The sequence below is a fragment of the Chryseobacterium vrystaatense genome (assembly GCF_000737765.1).
GTDB classification, from domain to species: Bacteria; Bacteroidota; Bacteroidia; order Flavobacteriales; family Weeksellaceae; genus Chryseobacterium; species Chryseobacterium vrystaatense.
Window position 1 is genome coordinate 270541 of the sequence record NZ_JPRI01000010.1, and the last position, 23262, is coordinate 293802.

27 protein-coding genes are annotated in these 23262 nt (G+C 32.5%); 23 read left to right on the forward strand and 4 right to left on the reverse strand.

All coding sequences use genetic code 11. The features are described 5' to 3' along the window. Positions 1-183 precede the first annotated feature (183 nt). The 7 genes from IW16_RS21370 to IW16_RS21400 all read left to right on the forward strand — a co-directional run bounded on the left by IW16_RS21370 (position 184) and on the right by IW16_RS21400 (position 6668). The gene (locus tag IW16_RS21370) at positions 184-741 is read left to right on the forward strand and encodes a hypothetical protein (protein WP_034749421.1); all 558 of its coding nucleotides are present in this window, start codon (positions 184-186) and stop codon (positions 739-741) included. 215 nt (positions 742-956) lie between these two features. Beyond that, positions 957-1775 carry a DUF5694 domain-containing protein gene (locus IW16_RS21375; protein ID WP_034749424.1) on the forward strand — a complete coding sequence of 273 codons (819 nt, stop codon included), beginning with the start codon at positions 957-959 and terminating at the stop codon, positions 1773-1775. A gap of 85 nt (positions 1776-1860) precedes the next feature. Beyond that, on the forward strand, positions 1861-2523 hold the full coding sequence (locus tag IW16_RS21380) for a DUF6090 family protein (RefSeq protein WP_034749428.1): 663 nt from the start codon (positions 1861-1863) through the stop codon (positions 2521-2523). A gap of 36 nt (positions 2524-2559) precedes the next feature. Further along, positions 2560-3561, forward strand: coding sequence for a hypothetical protein (locus IW16_RS21385; RefSeq protein ID WP_131327950.1), 1002 nt, complete (start codon positions 2560-2562; stop codon positions 3559-3561). A 387-nt stretch (positions 3562-3948) separates the two neighbouring features. Beyond that, complete coding sequence (locus IW16_RS21390) at positions 3949-4680, forward strand: alpha/beta hydrolase family protein (protein ID WP_228376976.1); 732 nt, start codon at positions 3949-3951, stop codon at positions 4678-4680. A 322-nt stretch (positions 4681-5002) separates the two neighbouring features. After that, positions 5003-6082: a hypothetical protein gene (locus tag IW16_RS21395; RefSeq protein WP_034749430.1), complete on the forward strand. Its 1080-nt coding sequence runs from the start codon at positions 5003-5005 to the stop codon at positions 6080-6082. 10 nt (positions 6083-6092) lie between these two features. Continuing rightward, complete coding sequence (locus IW16_RS21400; RefSeq protein WP_034749432.1) at positions 6093-6668, forward strand: hypothetical protein; 576 nt, start codon at positions 6093-6095, stop codon at positions 6666-6668. 1 nt (position 6669) lies between these two features. Here the strand turns inward: IW16_RS21400 and IW16_RS21405 are convergent, their stop codons facing one another. Together IW16_RS21405 and IW16_RS27240 are read right to left on the reverse strand one after the other, a co-directional pair. Next, the gene (locus IW16_RS21405) at positions 6670-7548 is read right to left on the reverse strand and encodes an IS3 family transposase (protein ID WP_034749435.1); all 879 of its coding nucleotides are present in this window, start codon (positions 7546-7548) and stop codon (positions 6670-6672) included. Continuing rightward, positions 7545-7844, reverse strand: coding sequence for an IS3 family transposase (locus tag IW16_RS27240; protein WP_034749438.1), 300 nt, complete (start codon positions 7842-7844; stop codon positions 7545-7547). The genes IW16_RS21405 and IW16_RS27240 overlap by 4 nt, the downstream gene beginning before the upstream one ends. A 743-nt stretch (positions 7845-8587) precedes the next feature. Here IW16_RS27240 and IW16_RS21415 point away from each other — a divergent pair. The 4 genes from IW16_RS21415 (at position 8588) to IW16_RS25880 (ending at position 12315) form a co-directional block, all read left to right on the forward strand. Next, the gene (locus IW16_RS21415) at positions 8588-8965 is read left to right on the forward strand and encodes a hypothetical protein (RefSeq protein WP_131327951.1); all 378 of its coding nucleotides are present in this window, start codon (positions 8588-8590) and stop codon (positions 8963-8965) included. A gap of 728 nt (positions 8966-9693) precedes the next feature. Beyond that, positions 9694-9912, forward strand: coding sequence for a helix-turn-helix domain-containing protein (locus IW16_RS21420; protein ID WP_185116424.1), 219 nt, complete (start codon positions 9694-9696; stop codon positions 9910-9912). A gap of 5 nt (positions 9913-9917) precedes the next feature. Further along, positions 9918-10826: a hypothetical protein gene (locus IW16_RS25875; protein WP_051890548.1), complete on the forward strand. Its 909-nt coding sequence runs from the start codon at positions 9918-9920 to the stop codon at positions 10824-10826. A gap of 70 nt (positions 10827-10896) precedes the next feature. After that, positions 10897-12315, forward strand: coding sequence for a DNA cytosine methyltransferase (locus tag IW16_RS25880; protein ID WP_051890549.1), 1419 nt, complete (start codon positions 10897-10899; stop codon positions 12313-12315). Between the two features lie 229 nt (positions 12316-12544). Here IW16_RS25880 and IW16_RS21435 read toward each other — a convergent pair whose 3' ends face one another. Continuing rightward, complete coding sequence (locus IW16_RS21435) at positions 12545-12802, reverse strand: hypothetical protein (RefSeq protein WP_034749444.1); 258 nt, start codon at positions 12800-12802, stop codon at positions 12545-12547. A gap of 119 nt (positions 12803-12921) precedes the next feature. After that, complete coding sequence (locus tag IW16_RS21440) at positions 12922-13182, reverse strand: helix-turn-helix domain-containing protein (protein WP_034749446.1); 261 nt, start codon at positions 13180-13182, stop codon at positions 12922-12924. 650 nt (positions 13183-13832) lie between these two features. On the opposite strand from IW16_RS21440, the gene IW16_RS25885 reads away from it, so the two are divergent. The 12 genes from IW16_RS25885 (at position 13833) to IW16_RS21505 (ending at position 23203) form a co-directional block, all read left to right on the forward strand. Further along, positions 13833-14357, forward strand: a complete 525-nt coding sequence (locus IW16_RS25885) for a hypothetical protein (protein WP_051890551.1) — start codon at positions 13833-13835, stop codon at positions 14355-14357. Between the two features lie 112 nt (positions 14358-14469). After that, positions 14470-15246, forward strand: coding sequence for a hypothetical protein (locus IW16_RS21455; protein WP_034749453.1), 777 nt, complete (start codon positions 14470-14472; stop codon positions 15244-15246). Positions 15247-15346: 100 nt separating this feature from the next. Further along, complete coding sequence (locus IW16_RS21460) at positions 15347-15916, forward strand: hypothetical protein (RefSeq protein ID WP_034749776.1); 570 nt, start codon at positions 15347-15349, stop codon at positions 15914-15916. A gap of 288 nt (positions 15917-16204) precedes the next feature. Further along, the gene (locus tag IW16_RS21465; RefSeq protein ID WP_034749455.1) at positions 16205-17296 is read left to right on the forward strand and encodes a T9SS C-terminal target domain-containing protein; all 1092 of its coding nucleotides are present in this window, start codon (positions 16205-16207) and stop codon (positions 17294-17296) included. Positions 17297-17474: 178 nt separating this feature from the next. Then, positions 17475-17981, forward strand: a complete 507-nt coding sequence (locus IW16_RS21470) for a hypothetical protein (RefSeq protein WP_034749458.1) — start codon at positions 17475-17477, stop codon at positions 17979-17981. Positions 17982-18022: 41 nt separating this feature from the next. Next, complete coding sequence (locus tag IW16_RS21475) at positions 18023-18574, forward strand: HD domain-containing protein (RefSeq protein ID WP_034749461.1); 552 nt, start codon at positions 18023-18025, stop codon at positions 18572-18574. A 131-nt stretch (positions 18575-18705) separates the two neighbouring features. Next, positions 18706-19551, forward strand: coding sequence for a metallophosphoesterase family protein (locus tag IW16_RS21480; protein ID WP_034749464.1), 846 nt, complete (start codon positions 18706-18708; stop codon positions 19549-19551). A gap of 34 nt (positions 19552-19585) precedes the next feature. After that, on the forward strand, positions 19586-19933 hold the full coding sequence (locus IW16_RS21485; protein WP_034749466.1) for a hypothetical protein: 348 nt from the start codon (positions 19586-19588) through the stop codon (positions 19931-19933). 23 nt (positions 19934-19956) lie between these two features. Further along, a complete protein-coding gene (locus tag IW16_RS21490) occupies positions 19957-20559 on the forward strand; it encodes an SMI1/KNR4 family protein (RefSeq protein ID WP_034749469.1) in 603 nt (200 codons plus the stop codon). Between the two features lie 94 nt (positions 20560-20653). Further along, complete coding sequence (locus IW16_RS21495; protein ID WP_131327952.1) at positions 20654-21355, forward strand: hypothetical protein; 702 nt, start codon at positions 20654-20656, stop codon at positions 21353-21355. Positions 21356-21409: 54 nt separating this feature from the next. Continuing rightward, the gene (locus IW16_RS21500; RefSeq protein WP_034749472.1) at positions 21410-22072 is read left to right on the forward strand and encodes an immunity protein Imm33 domain-containing protein; all 663 of its coding nucleotides are present in this window, start codon (positions 21410-21412) and stop codon (positions 22070-22072) included. A gap of 84 nt (positions 22073-22156) precedes the next feature. Then, entirely contained in the window at positions 22157-23203 is a 1047-nt protein-coding gene (locus IW16_RS21505; protein WP_034749474.1) for an RNA ligase family protein, read from the forward strand. Positions 23204-23262 lie beyond the last annotated feature (59 nt).

Here is a 23262-nt window from a genome sequence, read left to right on the forward strand (position 1 = left end):
CTCTGCAATAAGTAATAAATGTTATATTGGTAAATTAAAACAATGTATAAATTTGCCAACCATATAATTATTGAAGTCGTTTAGTAAAAACGAAATTCTATAAAAATAGTCAAAATGAATACAGGGGAAATAAGCTGAACAGACACCCCACAACAGTAGTAAGCATTACATTAAACTAAAACTATGACCAAACAATTAAAATTAGCAATTGTTTTAATGACAGCAATTGTAAGCATGAACGTGAATGCTCAAAAAAAAGCAACTGTAAAAACTACTAAACCAAAAACAGCACAGTCCACTACGGAAAGTAAAACTTCCAAACCAACCAAACAAGAAACGATGGAGTGGATTGCAGGAAAAATGAAAGAAAATATAAGCACACATAGTGACGACGTATTTGTTTCTTATAAAGATGGAATTTTCACTTATAGAAACAATTATGGATCCAGGCAGTTTTGTGATTATAGTTTTGATTTAAATAAAGTCACAACAATGAATGACGAATACTCAAAAGATTTTTATATTCAAGGAAGACAACTAATTTACGTTCAATGTGATTATGACAAAGCAGGCCAAGGTAATTTTTATAACAATCTTTCAATGAGTGGCCCAAATTATAATAATTACAGAACAGCATTTAGTTTTACACCCGATCAAGCTTTAGTAGACAGATTAAAAAAAGCATTTGCAACATTAATTGAATACAACGCAACGAAAAAAGGTGCTGATGAAAAATTTTAATTCTAAGCAAATGAATATACTAACCGCTCTATTTTTCTGGGCGGTTTTTTTGTTCCGAATAATACAACGAAGTCAATAAAACAGCGAACCGGGAAAAGCTGCAGAAGATGCAGTTCAACAGCTGTTTCACGCAATTACAAATTTTGTAATGAATTCATCTTTACGTTTCGCAAGAAGCTTTATCTTTAACAAAAAATAAACTAATAACCTAAAGGATGACTTTCATTAAAACAATTTCTACATTTTTAATTACGCTATTATGTGTCACAACAACTTTTGGACAGCAATCTAAACCTAAAACCAAAATTCTATTAATCGGGACCATTCACTTCGAAACCCCTCATTTAGATACGTATGAATTAAAGACTGACGATTTTTTAGCTCCGAAAAGACAGAAGGAACTGGAAGAGCTGACCGAAGTTTTAAAACGAACCAATGCTGATAAAGTCATGATAGAAAAACCATTGACTCAACAAGCCAAAATCGACAGTCTGTATAATGCCTATTCTCAAAACAAGTATACATTAACCGTTTCTGAACGGGAGCAAATTGGTTTTAGATTAGCCAAAAAACTAAATTTAAAACAGATCAATTGTGTCGATATTTTTTATGGAATGAAACATGACAGCTTAGTTTCTGTCACGGCTAAAGAAAAAAATCAGGTATATATATTAAATGAATTAGGAACTACTGCGAATAATTTCATGGGTGAAATAGATCGTGTCACAAAACAAAATTCAATCACCGGAATACTGAAATACATCAATACAAAAGAACTTTTGCAGAAAAATTTATCACTGTACCTAAAATATTATGCAAAAATTGGTGCCGGAGAGAATTACATTGGTGCAGAATCCGTGTCTGACTGGTACTTGAGGAATCTAGCCGTTTACTCTAATATCATTACTCAAATCAAACCCACTGACCAATACGTTATCCTCCTATTTGGACAGGGACATATTCCTATACTAAAACACCTTCTGCAAAATAATGACGACTTTGAAGTCGTTGAGCTCAATACCGTACTAAAATAAACTGAAACCAATAGCTAAACTTAAAACGACAAAACAAAACATGCAAGACGAAATTATAAAACACTCAAAAAAAATACAATCTGCTATGAGCAATAAAGAGCATTCAATAAAAGATAAAGTAAAAGAAGTATTGACTGAAATTTTCATTATTGTATTTGCTGTAACCCTTTCAATATGGTTACACAGCTGGAGTGAACACAGACATCAACAACAGGAAGCAGCCGTATTTCTTAGTAATTTAAAGAATGATCTGGAGAATGACATCAAAAATATCGACATTGAAAAGAATGCTTACCATGAATCAAACATAAAATATGAAAAAATTTTAGCATTAACCACTCCCCAACTTGACAGTATTTATAAGTCTAAAAATAAAGTTGATTTCCCCATTTATTCCCATGGACCGAAAATGAATATTGCTAATTATGAAGGTTTTAAATCAAGTGGGAAAATAGGTTACATTGAAAACGAAAAATTAAAACAGAAAATCCTGAATTATTACCAAATATTTGTACCGGCCATTAACGAAGTTGATAAATATTATAATGATTTTCTGTTTAAGTGTTTTGATAAAATGATAGAAAATGCAGATCAACCTGAAGAGAAATTATATTCTGACCCCAAATTTAAAAAGACCATCGAATTTCTTGTCAAACTCGGTAAGAATAACATAAGGGTGTATGACCAAAATACAAAACCATTATCAATTGAACTTATCAAAGAAATTGAAAAAGAGATGAATAAATAAAAGAAACTAAAACTAGAGAATTCTTAAATTATAACTATGAAGATTAACTACTTATTTTTAATAGTCTTCGGACTATTTTTTAATGTGTACAACGCTCAGGATACAAAAGAAATTGCAAAGCAAAGAGCTAAATTAGTACTATTCGACGAAGAAAAAGTAAACAACACCAATAGCAAATATCTGGGAAAAATTGTATTTGCTAATTCTGAGATTAAAGAAAACGACCCTGAATCCAAATATATCTCTTCCTACACCTTTGGAGATAAATTATTTATCAGAAGTTTTTTGGCTAATTCTATAGGAAATAATATCCTGATACAAATGGTCGAAAAAGGTATAAAGGCTAAAGTTATAAATGACAGAGGCAGCGAAATGGTAACTGCCAATATAATTTACAAACTGTATATCGATGGTAAAGAGGTTTCTAAAACCAAAGATGGCAGCCTGTATGATGAATACGTATTGCACTCACTAAACATTAACAGCTGTATAAACGATGGTACCAATACCGAATTATTTGGTGAAGAATTATATACCGACCTTTTAAATCACCCAGAATTATTAACTCCTGGAAATCATAAAATGAAAATTGAAATGATTCCCGTGTGCCCCAGATGTTCTGATAATAGTAAACCTGAAAAAATTCTTGCAGTCGGAGAAATTGACATGGTGATTCCTAACACGATAAAAGTGATTGAAAGCGACTGTTTCCCAAAAAAGCAATGGTCAGATCCAAAATTAGAAAACGAAGTATTAAAAGCTTTTAAGAAAAGAACCGACGCGTACAAAGTTATACTTACTGACAAAGACTATACAGTGGTAAAAAATGAATATGGCATAGTTTTACGAAAAGGTTTTATAGCCGCAGTTGTATTTAAAAATGGAAATGACGTATCCTATGAATATCTAAACTTTGAAAGAGTATTTGACGGCATGAATTTTCAAAGTTTACAAATAGCTGATATGACATCTATTCCGGGGCGTATTCCGTCGAAAGGGAAAAAGGTAAATGCTTCTTGTCTTAAATATTTAAAATAAACATAAGAGTTGCCCTTGAAAATGCAGCTCCTGTTTCTGGAATGCTTCTTACGACTGAGTGCGTAATCACTGAAGTGAAGAGCGGTGAACCTGCTATGCCAATGGAAGGTGAAATACCAGGAATGATGTAACAGCATGTCGCTGAGACCATTTAATATATAAACCGCTTTGCTTCTGCAGAGCGGTTTTTTTTATTATATTTGATAGGTAACTATAACCCATGAAAATCAACTTTTTTTCTAACGTATTTATTTGGCTATTATTAATAGCTTTACCAGAAATGGTATTTTCACAATCGGCCGACTCTACCATTCAGGATGTAAAGTTTGAAAGTCAGGGTATCACTCTCGCAGGCTCCATTTACAACCTAAAAACTCCTTTGCAGCAGTGGTCATTGTTCACGGATCTGATCCGGTAAAAAGAGAACTGGAATTCGCAAAACGTCTTGCCAAAGAAGGCATTGCTGTATTCACTTACGACAAACGTGGAGTTGGAGAATCTGGTGGTGTATATGTAGGACCATCTGTGGGCACCAATAATATTGACACTGCTAATATTACTTTATTGGCTCAGGATGCCAATGCAGCTGTAGAAACGTTTCAGACCTATTTGAAAGATAAAAAAACACCCATTGGATTAGTTGGCTTCAGTCAAGCAGGATGGATAATCCCAATGGTGGCAAGCAAAAATCCACAAATTGAATTTATGGTTTTATTTAGCGGGCCTACCATTACCACTCTGGAACAACTTCGATTCCAGTTTTACACTAATGGAAACAATGGTTTTTGGGAAAATCATACAGAAACAGATGCCATTGAACATACCAGAAATGATCCGGACAGGTACCAATTTGAAGCAACTGACCCAAAAACCTATCTGAATACCCTTTCAATTCCCGGGCTTTGGATTTTTGGTGAAAAAGACATACAGATTCCGGTAAAGTTGTGTATAGAACAATTGAACACCCTTAAAGCACAAGGAAAACCTTTCGAATATGCTTCTTTTTCTAAACTGGGGCACAATACTTCTTCCAGCAATGATACAGCTCCTGTTGATACTGCTGTCCAATGGATACAACAGAAAGCTTTGAAGATTAAAAAATCTAAATCTTCAAAATAAAGCATCTGTTCACATGCTTAAAGCAGATCACTTAAATGAAGATTTCAGAAACAGGAATGATATAACGGTCAACGACCGAGGCAATTTAATACATTAATCGCCCTGTTTTATAGGGTGGTTTTTTTATTGTTTCATTACAAAGTATGGCTTCCCATAAAGAAATAATATTCTAATATTGTAATTTAGCTAGAAAGTATTATTATAAAAGCAATACTAGTACAATTGTATACGGATAATATTAACCGAATTTGTAAATTTGAATATTAGCAAGACTATTAAAAAAACATAAATTAATAACCTTTACACTTAAAAAAATTAAAAAATGAAATTAACTCCATCTGAAATTGAATTAAACAAGATTATGATAGACCCTTATAATCCAAGGTTTGTTAACGAAAGAAAAGTCTCACAAGAAACTTTGGTTAGTGAAATGTTACAATCTTCTCAATCAAAGGAATTACTTAAAAGCATGCAACAGGATATAAAATGGGTGAATAGAATAGTTGTACAAAAAAAAGATACACATCAATTTTCAGAAAAATTACAAAAATTAAATCAGGAATGTGAATATGTTGTAATAGAAGGCAATACACGTGTTGCATGCTTAAAATCATTACAAATTGAAGGCTATAATGACTTAACACTTATACCAGTTCTTTTAGCTGAAAAAGAAGAAGATGAATCAGATGATGAATTTTGGAAACAAGTAAGAATTACGCAAGGAATAGCAAATGTAACAACAGTAAAAGAATGGAGTCAAGTTGCTAAAGCTAAACATTTAAACTCATTATATGAAGATTCAATTGAAGGTCAGCGCTCTCACGATGTTTACAAACAAATTTCTAATGAATTAGGAATAGGATTGAAAGAAGTCCGTGAATCAATAATTAGATTCAAAATATATTCAAAAATAACTGAACTCTCTGATCCAATTTCAGATGATAACTGGGGATATTTAGAGGCATTTGATAAAAATATTTCAATCCGTGAAAAAATTGGAATTAATAAAGAAACGAATGAATTTCAAGATAATGATGAAGAATATTATGAAGAAATATTAATACAAATACCTCAATTAATAAATCAAGCACTTCATCAAGGTTTGAATACAAAACAATTTAGGGATATTATTATTGATATTTCAAAAGATAAAGACTCTTCAGAAGAGTTTAACTCATTAATAAATGAAATTTTAGATCCCAATTCCGGTATTCTATTAGTAAACTTGAGTAAAAAAATAAAAACAATAAGCGATAAAGAGCATTGGGAATTAGAATTAAATCAGATTTTTGAAAAGATTTCAAGTTTCCCAAGTGTTCAAGACTGGGCAGTTGAATTAAAAGAAAAACTAGAGCTTATAAACGCAAAAATAGATAAGCATTTACATATAATTTCTAATTAAAGAAATAACGATGAAGGTAAATGAAATAGTTAATTTAATTATAAGCCATGATTGGTCTGGACCAAAAATTATTGAAGATTTAATTGTAGATATTTCATATCGTTCAATTTCAAATGCTGAAATAAGAGAAAAGGTTATAGATGAATATGCAGATATAAAAAGTAAAACTTTTAAAAAATTAATTAAACATATTGAGTCGGTAAATCTCTCTAATTCATACTTTCAAAAGATAATACTTGAAGAAAAAATTGATGGATATTATGTTGAAAAATGCAAGCATAGCCCATCACATAGTATTAAGTATAATGAAGCAATTACTCTTATAAATGAATTTGAAAACCAACAAAACAAAGGAGTTATTTATGAAGAGTTTTGTAAAATATTTCTAGAAGATTTAGGTATTAATTGTAACTTAACTGCTAATACAAATGACAAAGGGATTGATATTTTAGGAAGCTTTAAAGTTAAACTTTCTGAAGAAATTGGCGATTTAGTTTTCAATGAAGAAATATATTTATTAATTCAAACTAAATATTTTAATAAAAAAATTGATACTCTGGATATGCAAATAAAATTTCCAGTATAAGTTAAGCTACATTTTGATAAATTTCGTTTTGATTATTAAATTCTTCTATTGTTTTGTAATTTAGGGTACTGTGACGTCTTTTTTTATTGTACCAGATTTCAATGTATTCAAATATTTCCATTCCCATTTTTTCTTTTGTTATGAGTTTGTTGCCATAAATTAACTCCGTTTTTAATGACTTAAAGAAGCTCTCTGCCACAGCATTATCCCAACAATTTCCTTTGCGACTCATACTTCTAATGACTCCGTAAGACTCAATGGTTTTTGTAAATTTCTTGCTCGCATATTGAACACCTCGGTCGCTGTGAAAAATTAATCCTTTTGTGACTTTTCTGGTTTTGCGCGCCATTTTCCAAGCAGCAAGACTTGTTTCTTCAGTGCTCATACCATTACTTAAACTCCATCCAATTATTTTCCGGTCATACAAATCAATAATTGTGGTCAAGTATAAAAACCCTTCTTTGGTTTGAATATAAGTGATGTCGGATACCCAAACTTTTGAGGGCTTGGAAATGATAAAGTTCCTGTCCAAAACATTTTCCGCCACCAAATAATTGTGTTTTGAGTTGGTTGTAACTTTAAATTTTTTGCTCAGTTTACTTCGGAGTCCAAGTTCTTGCATATATTTCGCAACAGTTATTCGTGATATTTTATATCCCAAAACATTCAGTTCAACTGTTATCCTTGGACTTCCATAACGTTGTTTTGAAGCAAAATAAATTGAAGTTATCTGTTGTTTTGTTTTTTCTTTCAAAAGCAATCTATTGCAAATTGGTTTGCTTTTCCATTTGTAATAACTGCTGGGACCAACTTCTAAAATACAGCACATTTTTTCAATCGAAAAGAGGTATTCATGATTTTTAATAAACTCATACTTCATCGACCGTTCTTGGAAAAAATGCCGATTGCTTTTTTTAATATATCACGTTCCAGCTCTGTATCCTTGAGCTTTTTCTCCAGTTCGTGGATTTTTTCCTGTTCGGGTGTCAGCTTTAAATTTCCATTACCAGGAAAGCTGCCTTCACCAAATTCTTCGTACTCTTTACGCCATTTATAGAGTAATGTGACTGCAATTCCGAGTTCTCGTGCGAGTTCCGAGATATTAGTTCGCTCATTACTTAATTGAACGGCTTTGGTTTTAAAAGCTGGATCGTAGATTTTTCGCTCTCGTTTCATAAGTTAAAATTAAGGTTTTATGCTTAACTTTAACTGGAAGCTAAATTAGGATATCCACTCCTGTAATAAGAAAATTAGTTGGTGATTCACTATTTATAAGGTTTGATGAATTAGAATATGTTGATATTAGGCATAATGCTTTTCATTTAATAGTATTTTCACATCTAGGTTTTACTGAACCAGCTATTATGTTTGCTAAAAAAAATAAAATTAAACTGTTTGATTCTACCAATATTGCTCATATAATATCTGAAAAACCAGAAAAGATTTGGAATTGCTTAAATCTTGTTTTTAAAAATAACAAATAAACAATCTTCGCTACCGTTACGATTATATCGTGTGGCTTTGGCTTTTAGATTATATTACTAAATATTTAATTTAATTTATTATATAAAAGTACACGAAAGGATTCGTGCGGCAGCGAGGGTAATGATATAATAATCAGCAACCGGGACAATTTAATATATAAACCGCTCTATTTTTATCGAGCGGCTTTTTGTTTAAATAATAGTTTTTTGCAAAGAAACAACACTTTTTAAATTACTGACTTTCAATCACATAAGCAAAATCAGAAAAATATTGGCGCAATTATGTATATTTTATATCAGCACAATATGTAAATTCGGTGCTAGCGGTAATTTTATCTAAAATGATGAAAAACAATATAATTATAGAATTTTTTACATTGAATTTATAGAAAAATAGAAAGAAAAACAGTAATAAAAAACCACGTAAAAATACATATGAAAAATTTTAAATCTATTTCTTTATTGACACTGCTGATATTTTTCATTTCATGCCGTAGTGATGATCATTATACAAGAATAGAAATAACATCTCCTGTTAACAATCAAACGTTTAATGGTAATACAACTGTTGAAGTAAAAGCAAAAATCTATGATGATGGCGACTTAATAATGAATGAGGAACTATTGATCACCTTAAACAATTCAACCGATACTACTCCTATTCTTGATTTTAAAGATACCGAATTTTGCTTCGAATATAATTTATCTAAAAACTTTGTAGCAGAAGCAGGAAAAGAATATAAAATTGAAATTAAAGCAAAAGGAGGACATGGAAATTGGACAAAAAAATTAATTATTATTAAATGTATTTAAAAACTACCGCCAACACAGTTTTTATACAGATAAAAAATTACCCTCGCTGCCACACGATTGTATCATGTGGTTTTAGCTTTTAGATTAAATTATTAAAATGTTTAATTTATTACACTTAAACAACACGAAAAGATTCGTACGGTAGTAGGGGCTGAGCCTGTGCTATACCAATGGGAGGTGGAATGCCAGGAATAATGTAACGGTCGGCGACCGAGGCTATGTAATATACTAACCACTTTATTTCTATAGGTGGTTTTTGTATAATATGGTTTGCCGTAAGGAACAATTTGTACAACGTTTTACCTTAGCGAAAAGACCTATCATCAAATCGCAAACATAAAATAAAGCTAGAAATATTCAGATATTAATAGGTAATTTAGAAAACTAAGCTCAAAAACATAATTACCAACTGAAGAATAAGATAATGATATCCTTTTTCAGCTGGTAATTATGTTTTTGGAAAAGGATTACTTGAGGTTAAGATTGCTGAAAATCCAGTCATAGATCCTACTAAGAAAAATGAATTTTGGAAATATAATAATTATGATGAATGAAAATAAGTGCTCAAAGTCGGGAGACTTTGCGCAGCGGGGGGGGAATACCATAAAATACCACAAACCTTACATTCTAAATTACAATTTCATAAAATTATTAAATCCAAAATGCTAATTATAGTATGTAGCCAAAATAGACTACTAAAGTTAGCTTTGTGTAGACTTTAGTTAGCAATGATTTCAAAACACGAAATATTAAATATTTTCGGAGAAAACGTTAGAAAATTCAGACGGCTACTTGATATTTCTCAAGAAGAGTTGGCTCATCGTGCAGACCTTCATAGAACATATATTGGTATGATAGAACGAGCTGAAAAAAACATTACACTCATAAATATGGAGAAAATTGCTAGCGCTTTAGAGGTCAAAATTGAAGACCTTTTAAAAAATTAGCAATAATGGGGAAAAAACAAATTAAGCCATATATCATAGTTGATGAAGAGTATTTTACAGCCGAAAAAACCAATGATGTATTTAAAGAAGTTGAATTTACTTATCAAACAAAGAATTGGCAAGGTGCATTACCAAAATTTCTTGAAAAACAAGGTCTGGATTTAACTGACAATGAGTTTGACGAACTTATTGATAATAATTATCAATTGCTTGAACCAGCAAATACTCAACAATGGATAGTTGAAAGTGATACACGTTGGGAAAACAAAAATACGGAAACATATAAAGTTTTAGCTGCATTATACACAGGTGAATGGCAATGTAGAACTTGTGGAATAGGCAGAATTAATGACCAACCACCAGCAAGAATAAAAGCCTTGAAAGTAAAGGGTTATATCATTTGTTCTAAAAGAAAAATTTGTCCAACTTGTGCAAAAAAAACTATGCATGATATCCTTATCATGTTGCCACCTATTGAAAGTAGGTTTGAACATGGTAACGAATTAAGAAAACCCATATCTGAAATTTTAAAAAAAAGAATAAAAAAACTTTTTGGAAACAAAGAAGTTTGCTTCAACATTGTTAGAAGCGATGTAGAGTTATTGATAGACCACAAATTCCCCTCTCAACGTTGGAACACTCCAGAAACTGACAATCCAACTGACATGACTGATGAAGAAATCAGGAATAAATTTCAATTACTCTCAAACCAAACTAATATGTGGAAATCTCGATATTGTGATGCTTGTGTAAAGACCGGTAAAAGAGGTGATTATATGGGACTAAATTGGTTTTATATTGGAAATAAAAATTGGGAAGGTGCTAATTCTTATGACGAAAACGGTTGCAAAGGTTGTCCTTGGTATGATTTGGAACTTTGGAAAACAAAACTAGCAGAGAAGACAAATAATTGATAAAATTATCAATTAAAATTGCATACTATAATTATCATTTGTACTTTTGTGTAAGAGATTTGAAAAGAAAATGGAAAAGAAATTGACTTTTGGTAGTGTTTGTTCAGGTATTGAAGCTTCTCAATTAGCTTTTGCTCCTTATGGATATGAGCAATTATGGAGCTCAGAAATTGCTGAATTTCCGTCAAAAGTATTACATCACCACTACCCTAACATTCCTAATTTAGGTGATATGACGGAACTTCCTGACTTAATTTTAAAAGACAAAGTTCAAGCACCTGATTTATTTTGTGGTGGCACACCTTGTCAAGCTTTTTCGCTTGCAGGATGGAAAAATGGTTTAGACGACAAAAGAGGTCAACTTACAATTACATTTATCGAAATTGCAAATGCAATTGATGAAATCAGAGAAAAAGAAAAAAAAGACCGTTCAATAGTTCTATGGGAAAATGTTGAAGGAGTTCTTAATGATAAAACAAACGCTTTTGGTAATTTCATTGCTGGACTTGCAGGATTCGAAGAGGAAATAAAAGTAAAAAAGTGGACAAAAGCAGGATATTTAGAAGGTCCAAATAGAAATGTGGCATGGAGAGTAATTGATGCTAAATATTTCGGTTTGCCACAACAAAGAAAACGTTTATATGTACTTGCAGGAGGAAAAGATTTTCGTCCTGACCAAATATTATTTGAATTTGATAGTCAAGATATAGTTAAGAAAACAAAAGCAGAAAAACAAGAAAGTTTAAATGGAGACATTTTAAATTTATTTTCTCAAGATATCTTGATTACGAAAAAAAAAGAAGAAAAAATCTTTAAGAAAGGTAATTTTAAGTTTGAAATATTTAGAGAATACACCGACTGCCTTTACGCTGCATACGGAACAAAATGGAACGGTAATGCAGCCGCCTATAATGGCTCTCTATATGTTGCACAAGATGATAGAATAAGACGCTTTACACCATTAGAATGTGAGAGATTAATGGGTTTTCCTGATAATTACACTTTAATAAATGGTAATAGTGATACAAATCGTTTTCAAGCAATTGGAAATTCTTGGGCAGTTCCAGTTGTAAAATGGTTAGGCAAACAAATAGACAAGTATTCAATGGGTGAAAAACAAGATATTATTTGTTGGTTTAATTCAACAAGAAAATCACCAAATAACCTAAATGCAAAGCTATATTTGTTTGACAACATATTTTTAGTTAGTCAAAATTTATATCTCAACAGTTCTGCGATAACAAATAATCCGATTGATAGTAAAGTTAAGGACATTTTGCAAACCGAAAATGTTCCTGAAAAGTTTTATTTAAGTCCACAAGCTTGTAGAGGAATTTTAAGAAGAAAAGAAGAAAGAGACCTAAAAATGAACAAACAGCTTGAAAAGTTAATGGCAATAATTGGGAATGAAAAGACCATTGAAATACTAACAGAAGAAAAATGCCAGCATACAGTAGGAGTTTTGCAAAATGGTGAGTTTAGTTCTTAATTGAAACATTTTGCAAAGCCCCTAACTGTTATACGCAATATTCATAGACAATAAAACCAAGAGAGTTAATAACAAAAAATTTTGAAAGTTTATTAGTGAAACTGTTGACAAAAATGATTTTACGTTTTCAAAAAGCACATTGACCTTTAAAAGTAATCAATTTCGTTCAGACAGTTCATTTTCAACTAAATAAGATAAGCTCCGAAGTCTAAAGACTTCGGAGCCTATTTTATTTATCCAATTCTAAATAATATTCTTCAAAATCAAAAACAATATCAAATAATTCCTTGGGGTGCATTCTTAGTCCAGTTGCAATTTCAATGAAAGTACTGAGTTGACAATCGATCTTGTTATTAGCAACATCACTAATTCTTGCAGCTGTAACATTACATCTTTCAGAAACCTTAGAATAAGGAGTTCCTCCTTTTATTTCTTTTATTTTTTCTGAGACCATTCTTTTGATTTCATCAGTCTTAAACTCATTCATAATTGCATTTTTTGTTACAAATTATAAGCATAAATATTTATTGCAGAATTCGGTAATATTAAGCCCCGTTCTGCAAAGCCTTCCGACTTTAAACAAAAAATCCCAGCTTTCACCAGGATTTACTCGTCAATTTTATATTTTTCTATATCGAATTCAAAATCAAATAGTTCCTTCGGCGGAATTTTGAATGCTGAAGCCATTTTGAGAATAGTTTCAATGGTTGGATTTCCTTTACCATTTTCATATTTGTTATAATTACTGGAATCGAAAACCGAATTTTGTGCAACGGCATCCATAGAATTATATTTTTCCTTTCTTATCTCCTTGAGATGTTCAGAAAAACTCCGCATATACAATTTTAAAACGTCTTTGCTATCCATTAATTTATAATTAGTAGCAATTTTAGAATTTCAATCAAATATTTCATGGTAATATATTACCATATCTAATAAAATTTATTATATTTGTCAATAGATTACATCTGAAGATGTAATTTTGCGATACTTCAAAGAAACATAGAAGCTATTGCTTAGAGTCTTGTCATAGAAAACTGGTAATTTTTAAAGCAACAAGATGATAAGTATGAAGCTCACGACCTAGGCGTGGGCTCTCTTATCTGTTGCACGGTATACCAGTACCTCTATGACAGATATTGTAGAGTCCCATGCCGTTTTTATTTTCATGCAGTTCTGCTTTTCTACAATTCTTTTTTCTAAGCCCGCTTTACCACATCAAGTATCATGACATGTTACAATGGGGTGTACAATCCATTGCGGCCTTAGGGCTTTCAGAAAAACACAAATTCTATCATAATTTTTTTGTCTTGTAATGGGTGGGAAGTTCAGCATTGGCAAAACTTCCTCCCTTTTTACAACCCATAAAAAATCTTGTAAAAAAACAAAACTCAGCTTGCACTGGTATCGTGAAGTTTCCATGATGCATCAACAACTGTGTTCAGTCCAAAAAAACAATTCATCTTAAGCAGAAACGATCCGATTCGTACAGAAATACTTTATAACAATACAAACTCATGAAAAAGAATAGAACAGACTTTCCATCCCGGTTTTCGGCAGTTGGTAAAAAGCAGTCCGGGTTACAACTGATGGAGACATTCTTTCAGACCAATAATCTGGCAGCATCCAAAGAAAAATTAAACAGCATTATGAATTATGCCGTAAAAAGAAATACCTGGATCAAAGAAGATCCTTGCGGTATCATTCAATTTCGACAATCTATCCAGTCGTTTGTCCGTGCATGCTATCTCATCACATTGAACAAAAAGAAACGGACCCGCAATACTCCGCTGGAAAATCCCTCTCCCCCACTTTTAGGCCTGCTTTCTGAGAAAGAATACCAAAATCCTCTGCTGGTCTTTAAAAAAGCATTCCAGGAATACAGCATACAGGAATTTGATTATTTTATGTCCGGGATTATCTATTTCTCATTGGGAGTCTACGACCATGTACCGGAAAGGAATATCGTAAGCCCGTACATCCATCTGATTAAAATGCTGGATGCTGCGCACCTTATTCTTGAAAGGAGAGAGAAGAAATAAATTAAGTTTTTATAAAATTTTACAAATTAAAAACAATATTACCGCCATTGCATAAGTAGGATAATGATGTAATGCTTAAATTTGAAAGTTAAACGAAATAGTACAACGATCCATGAAAAGACATTTATTCATACTTTTATTATCGATTTTTCTAACGGGTCCAAACCTGTACGCTCAATTGGATAAAAATGGAAATCCAGTATTTAACAGTGAAAAAATAGAAAATTTCAGTTTTGAAAATGTTGAAATCGCTTCAAGTTATTACACCATTAAAGATAATATTGATAATAAACAATCATCCGTTTTCATCAATGAAAATCCTACGATAGATGATTATTGGAATTTTTCGAGCAAATTACCCTCCTACTATTTCATGATTGTTGACCAGGGAAGTATCAAAGGAATGCTGATGCTAATTCCTAAAAATGAAGATGATTCGTTTTTCTATAACGTAATCATCCCCAACAAAAATGAAAACTTTCAAATTCCTTCACAACTAAAAGGAAAAATAACAGAAGGTAGAGCAAAAGAATTAGCCGGTATCAGCAAATCTAAAGCAGTAATCAATAATGGTGTTTTAAAATTCAACAACAAAGACATTCAATTTTTAAAGTATAATGACGTCATTGAAGAAGTGAAAAATATTGTGAAAGAAAAAATCATTGCCAATCACGATGACGAAAATTCAACTCTTGAAAAATATATTAAAACAGAATCTATAGGAGGAACATTAGACTTCAAAAATACAGTCGATCAATATGAAGGTACTTTTATAAACTTTGACGGAATCATGTATAACAAAAAGGATTTTGCCATATTGATGTGGGGAGCTGAAAAAAAATGGAATAACAGAACTCAACAAAGCACAGCTACTCTGGCAGGAAATTAATGAAAGGAACCTGACAGAACCGGAATTAAAAGCTTTGCGAAAAGGTTTTGAGACGAAATTTTAAACACCAGCTGCCCAATCACTCAAAAATAATATGATCATGAAATCTAAAATTCTCTATGTCTTTATCTTACTAATATCTTATAGTTGTTCAGTAAATAAATACAGCAATGTTCCTGTACATGATGAAATAGATCTTTCCCTTAAAAGCTTCACTGAAATTAAAAAAGAAGAAATAGATAAAAAATCAAAAGATATCACGCTTGGATATTTTTGGGGAATTGGAGAAAATATTTATCCAACTTTTGAAAAGCATACATTTGAAATTCCTAAATCTTATCAAAGAAATGAGAATAGCTTCATTCTTAAAGTAGATTATTTTTTCACAAAAGATGACCAAACCAAATTCAAGTTGTATGAATGGAATGAAAATGAAAAAATGGAAGTGCCTGGTAGTATGTTTACCGAAAAATTCTCAGAAATAAAAAAATATATAACTGAAAAGCTTGGAAAACCATACCTGGAAGTATATGAAGATTTAGAAAAATCCAAAGAAGAAACAGTAAGGGATGATATTAAATGGCAAAATCAAAATTTGAATGCCTATTTATTTCGTTTTAGAGGAAAAGGTGGATTCGATCAAATACGTTTAGCAATTTACCGCGATTAAAGAGACTGTACTGAGCGAGACGTTGGAGAGCAAAGATTTTCACAAAACCATTTACCGTTTGGAACTTTGAAAAGCCAACCAAAAAAATTCACTTACACTTTTTTCCTATATTTGAACTTCGATGCTCTATTGATATTCGGCGCTAAAAGAATCCCGAATTTTTAACAGAAAATCAAGGAAACCAAACACTAAATCTCAGCACCATTGAAAACAAAATTAGTCCTCCTATCATTTTTTGGTTCATTATTAGTTCATGCACAAACGCTTCAATTTAAAAATCTCGCCAATATGTCTGGAGGCAGAGGTGCCACAGCCAGTGTAATTGTGAATGATAATATCTATGTGAGCAACGGGTATCAGGAAAAAGCAAGTGATGCCAAGTATATTGAAAAATATAATATTACTGATAACAGCTGGAGTGTTCTCAATGCTACCCTACTTCCCAAAAGATTTGCCAATTCGGAGACTTATAATAATAAAATTTATATTTTTAACGGTTGGGGAAACAGCCATCTTGAAATTTTAGACCTTGCCACCAATACAATAACGAAGGGAGCCGTTAATCGTTCCTATACAGGAAATGCAGGTTCTGCAATCTATAATGGCAGAATATATGTGTTTGGCGGCAGCGGACTCAATGGAGCGGCAACCACTAAATTTTCTAATACATTCCAATATTATGATATTGCTTCAAATACATGGAATCCCTTACCCAATATGCCTACAGCCAGAGAAACAAGGGGTAAAATTGTTAATGATAAACTGTATGTAATTGGTGGTTTTAACGGCACCTCATCACGTCTGATCAATGTTTTTGACCTCAACACTAATCTTTGGATCAATCAATATACGATGCCAGCTGCTATATCCGGCCATTCATTAGCCGTATCCGATAATAAGATTTTTATGGTAGGCGGTTATAATAATCAGTCTTTTCTGGCCTATTTTGATACAACAACCAATAAGGTGCATCAGTTATCATCCAATATGATTCCCAGAAGACATGCTGCTGCGGAAGTATATAACGATAAACTATACGTCATCGGTGGAAGTACAACGTTTCTCACCAGCTCAGCGATTAAAAGCATACAGGTGGCAGATATCAGTGAAAGTGCTCTCTCTGCAGATGCAGCCAATGAAGATCAGGTATATAAAACAAAAGTGTATACCAATGCATCCAGAGACGGTTTTGTAATCAGTAATAAAAATAACAGCAACCAGTTCGAATACACTATCTATTCAATAGATGGGAAGTACATCATTAAAGGTTTTGCCTATTATAATAAAAATATAGATGTATCAAAGGTACCGGCAGGAACTTATATTTTTATGTATAAAAATGAGAAAGGACTTTTACAAAAGGTTAAAATTGTAAGATGATCATAACCTTTCAAATATGAATATCAATTCCGTGATTTGTTTTTTTATCAAAACTACACGAAAGAATTCTTGAGGTAGCGGGGGATTTTTCACTTTGCCTAATCTGTTCATCCTGCTTCTGCCCGAAAATGGGATCAATCATATAACTGAATGACATCAGCACTTCAAAAAAGACAAAATGGAAAGAATTTCAAACGATATACAGGCACTGATGAATGAGGCTAAAACTGAAATAGAGAATTTCAGGTTAAAGTCAGGAGAAAAAATCATTGCTTATTTCTCAGAGCTTCCAACGATTAAAGGGTTTCCGTATAAAATAATCTTAGTTGAACAACCTGATGGCATTATATATTCAGCATTTAGACAATGGGACACAGCGTATAACCTCTTACAATGGACCCTCGGAATTTACAATCTGGACAGACTGAAAATTATAAATGATGAAAAAATACTTTCCACAACAGATACAGCCTTATTGAGGGAGCAGTTTTCACTGTTGGAGCAAATACAACTGCCGGAAAGTATAAGCGATGAGAAAGCAATTATTTTAGATGGTTCCGAATGGAAATTCGGAATCAGTCTGGCTGATAAAAACGTTGACTACACATGGAAAGCATCAACAGAAGATATCAATCTATTGGTTCCGGTCATTGAACTGATGAGAAAGCAGTACTTCGAAGATTGACTGAAGCTTAAATAAATAACACTAAATAAAACCATAACACAATGAACGATACTTTTACAATTGATGACTTCCAAAATATATGGCAAAAGGTAAGCATCCTGCATAGCGGGCAAACCTATGGAGGACAGAATAAAAACGAAAAAATAGAATACATCAACCACATCGGCAGTGTTGTATTTGAAATAATGAATGCTGCCAAAAACACCTCTGATTTCAATGCAGAGCTTGCCATAAAATGCGCGTTTTTACATGATACCATAGAAGATACCAACCTGAGTATAGAAGATCTGGAAAAAGAATATGGCAAACAGGTTCGGGAAGGTGTCTTGGCATTGACAAAAAACACAAATCTGGAAAAGGAGCATCAAATGAAAGACAGTCTGGACCGGATAAAAGCACAGCCAAAAGAAATATGGGCCGTAAAGATGGCAGATAGAATCTGTAATTTATATGCACCACCCTATTATTGGAACGAATCGAAAAAGAAAAAATATCTTGAAGAAGCCCAAATTATTTATGAGTATTTAAAGGAAGGTAATGACTATTTAGCCAAAAGGTTATTAGAAAAAATTGAGGCTTACAAAAATAAATAATAATTGCCATCAATTCTTAGCAGAAATTACCAGGCTGTGGGCCATTAAAATAAAAACAGTATTTTTAAAACCTGCTTTGAAGTATGAAGATTTCAGGATCATCCGGGCAGTAAGAAAAACTAATATACATCATGAGAATAGCCATTTTTTCTGATATACACGGTAAAATATTATTGCCTTTCAAATTGGCTGATCTCTACCAAAAAGAGACCGGCAATACCATCGATTTTATTTTGCAGTGTGGAGACATAGGAGCCTATCCCAATATCGACAACCTCGACAAGGCGACTATAAAGCACGCTCAATATGACAGGGATGAATTGGGATTTCATGACGACTTTACCATAATAAATCCAAACATCAAATCTTTTTTAGACGAGCTCAATATAGATATGATCTGCGTTCGGGGAAACCATGAGGACCACGATTTTTTAGACAATCTTGAAAATGAAAATTCTCAAACCAGCCGTTTTCCCATTGATATTTATGAAAAAGTTTTTGTCTGTAAATCAGGCTTCATACAGGAATTAAAAACTAAAAACGAAGTCTTAACTTTTGTAGGTATTGGAAGAATTGGGGACAGGAAAGGAAGAACAGAAAAGCGATTTATTCAGGAGTATGAAAGAAAGCAAATCAAAAAACTGCTTAAAACAAAAGATACGTTTGATATCTTAATCACTCACGACAAGGATGACAGCAGCCAAGGCTATGGAATGTCTGAAATCAGACAAGTTCTGGACAATATCATTTTTCATTATCATTTTTATGGACATACAGGCGAACCATTTAAACAGGAAACAGATTTCAATGGGATAACACAATCTATAAAAATAAAAGAACTGGAATTTAATGAAAGTGGAATCTTAGAAAAGGGCTGTATGGTTATACTGACAAAAGAAAACGGAGAGTTAAACATCGAAATAGCTGACCAAAAACTGACCCATAAGATGACAAAATATAATTGGAAAAACCAATAAAAAATACAGCTAAAAAAGTAGTGGTAAAAAAAAAATGAGAGAAGAAATTACACATCTTGTAGTGAACTGGATTGATATAGATAAAAATGTGATCCTGGTTGGCGCCACAGACAATCAAAGATGGAAATGGGACACGGACTCAGGAATGTCCGGTGCTGATGCGAAGTCTATAGTTTGGGTAACCTTAACAGTTGATGGTAAAGGCCGTGTAGTTTCTGAGCAGGCTCATTTTTTTTGTTGTCCTGAAGATCCTACCCGATCTCTTGCCATGTCAAATTTAATGGGGTTGTTCGAAATCGCATGGACCATCAAAAATGAAAACATTAAAGAAATGAATGCAAGAAAAAGGTTCTTTGGAAAAATGATCAAAGATGCTGTTTAGGTTCTCAAAATCGAAGAAGAAATATGATGACAATAAAAGAAATTAATTATCTGGACTGTTCACGTTCAAGCTTTCTGCTTATAAAACAAGAAAGTGAAAAATATTGGGAGCAGGTTGATCTACAGGATTGCTGGGGATTTCAGATTCAGGAAGGAAGCCGATGGAAAAAAGGACTGTCTGAATCAGAATTGGAAGATTTTCAGAAACAACTGAACATCACCTTTCCTGAACCACTAAAGAATTTTTACCGAACAATGAATGGGCTTGATAAACCAGGAATAGACAATAATGGCGGCACGGAAGAAATTGATTTTGGTCCTATATTTTATTCATATCCGAATGACGTTCCCACAATACAATTAACAATTGAATGGATAATGGACGCAAATAAAGTGACTGCAGAGATTATGAATGACCAAAATGTCCCTTCCATATTTCCCTATTTTGGACATCGGTTCTTAATACTGGATCATGAAGAAATTGTCCTTTCAATGTTTGGCAGTGACATTATCCATTGGGCTGACAATTTATCAAAAGGGATCGCTAAAGATATTTTTTCACTCTATTCAAAGATCAAGACAAAGAAAATCAATACAAGCTCATTTTGGAACAGGAAAATAGGATAGATAAAACCTCCTGCTAAACTGGTAGTGTTAAAATCTAACCCACTCTGCCATGCCTTCCGGCTTTAAACCTGTATCAGAAAAAATAACTAAACTTATGAATGAAATAGAAAACAGCCTTTTTGAAAACAATGAAGAAATAACCAACTGGACTTATCCGGGAGCCACGTTATATTATAAAGATTGTGATTTAAAACCTTCTGTCGCTGAAAAATTCACGAAGGACCAACTCATTAGAAATGGATTTTTTCTTGATGTAAGTGCCAGAGGCGGTGGTATAAAATTTAATACCAGATTTTTAATTGCCTCTGCAAAAGCTGCAAAACTCTATAAAGTAAATCCGGACAATGAAAGGTTTGGTCATTGCTGTTTAAATCTTGACAGTTATTTCAAAGTTCTTGACATTTATAAACTTGAAGGTAAAACTCAAATCTTCCTGCTGCACATCCCTGCAAAAAGCTTAATTTTTTTTGAGAGCGTCACCTCAAACTGGGATGAAGACTTTATCAAAAAAGCAAGAAAAAGTTTTGATGATAAAATACATATGGAGCCTATAAGTGATTTGCTGGAGCCTTTTTGGTTAAAAAGAACAAACTTCCCGGTTGGAATGGATGCATCTGAAAGATTTTATCCTCTGACCTCTATATCCACTATTACAAAAAACGAACAGCCTTTGTATAATGGAATTAAAAATTTGGCAAAAGATAACAGTGACATCAATATTCCAACACCGTTTTTCAGCAGACAGAATCGTAAATCCAAAGAAGGAGGTTTTTGGAAAAAATTATTTGGAAAATAAGTAACTGTTCCCAAAAACATCTACCTCATTAAAAAAACATAATAACCAATATCTATGGGATTTTTCAGCAGAAATAAAACACTTAAGATTAGAAATATAGAATTTCAATCTGATAATGACTATCATTACTCCAAAGGATTAAAATCATCTATTCACAAAGAAATAAAAATTGCAAAAACCAATCTCACATTAGAGGAATTAAAACCAATTCTGCAATACCTGGTCGAATTTATTCAGGACGAAAAACCTGCTATTAAAAATGGAGAAAAAATAACATGCTTCTCCTGGAGTATTTTATTCCATGAAGTTGCAGACTTTTTTGAAATTCTGGAAGTAATCCCGGAACAGCAAGGCTTTGGCGAAGGTCTCACCCGTACACTTCATATATTGAAACAGCAACTTTCTGTTTGTAATCAGTTAAAAGCAGAACCGGATTTTCCTCAATTTGACCAAATCGTTACCATAGATCCGCTAATAAAAACAGGATTACAGGCAAATTTATTCCGTTGGAAAGGAGATTATCCAGATTCCGGATGGGTTGCCATGACAGAAAAATTTAATGAAGAAACAATGTCCTTCGAAGGAATGACAGTAGGGCAACTAATGACCCTAAGACCGGAAATCGTACAATTTATGGCTCTCCCAATTGGATTTAAAATAATTTGGCAGGGAAATAATGCAAACATAGGATTTGATAAAAATATGATAGACAATTAAATTGCCCATCATAATACCATTCTAATTACGCAGAGTATGCTGTCCGCAAGCCGTGAAACATGAGCACAAATTAAAAATAAAACAATGAGTGAATTTTCAGGGTATGAAAAAATGCCCAACAACTTAAAAAAACTAGGTCTGAGCGAAAATGATTTTTCCCAAATGGAAAAATTAAAATGGGTGGTTACAGAAAAAGTCCATGGAGCCAACTTTAGTTTCATTTATGAAAACGGTAACTTGAAATGTGCTAAACGAAAAGAATATTTAAAGTGGACGGATGATTTTTTTGGTTTCCAATTAATTGTCAACAAACTGGAAGATGACCTTTTGCGCCTATTTGAAAATCTAAGCAACGAAATACCTGGGAAGAAATATATTGTTTATGGTGAATTGTTCGGAGGTAAATATCCACACCCGGACGTCGAACCTGTAAAGGATCTTCATGCCATTCAAACTGGAGTATACTATACACCTTCCATCGAATTTTGTGCTTTTGATATTGCCATTGAAACCGATGGCTCAGATTCCAAATACTATCTGGATTATGAGACCTCCGTGGCCTATTTTAAACAGTTTGGAATTTTTTATGCACAACCATTATTGACTGGAAGATTTAATGAGGCTATGAATTTCAATATTAGAATTAATTCAGCTATTCCTAAAGAATTTAAACTTCCGGAACTAAAGGATAATTTAATTGAAGGAGTGGTTATAAAACCTTTTAATCAAATAGATTCAACTCTTTTTTCAAGGCCAATCATTAAATTAAAAAACCCTGAATTTGACGAAGAAGATAAATTTCATGAAGCAGAAAAATGGTCGTTCATTCCCAATATTTCTTGTAAAACAGAAGATCTTTCTTTTATCGTAGATGAATTGAGGAACTACGTTACTCAAAACAGATTAAAAAGTGCTATCTCTAAAATAGGTAAGCTGGATATGAATAATCAACTTCGGGTTTCTGAAATTAAAACAGAATTTTCAGAGGATGTCATAACAGATTTTAATGAAAACAATAACAATCTTTTAAACGATTTATCTCCCGAAGAAAAAGAATGGATAATGAACAGAGTGAATTCTGACATTAATAGAATAATAAATTTAAATCTCGAGGATTCAGAATCCGTCTGAGCTTATTGTCCGTATTTACTTACCAACACTATTGTTGGAAACAAGCGTAGACCTTCCTT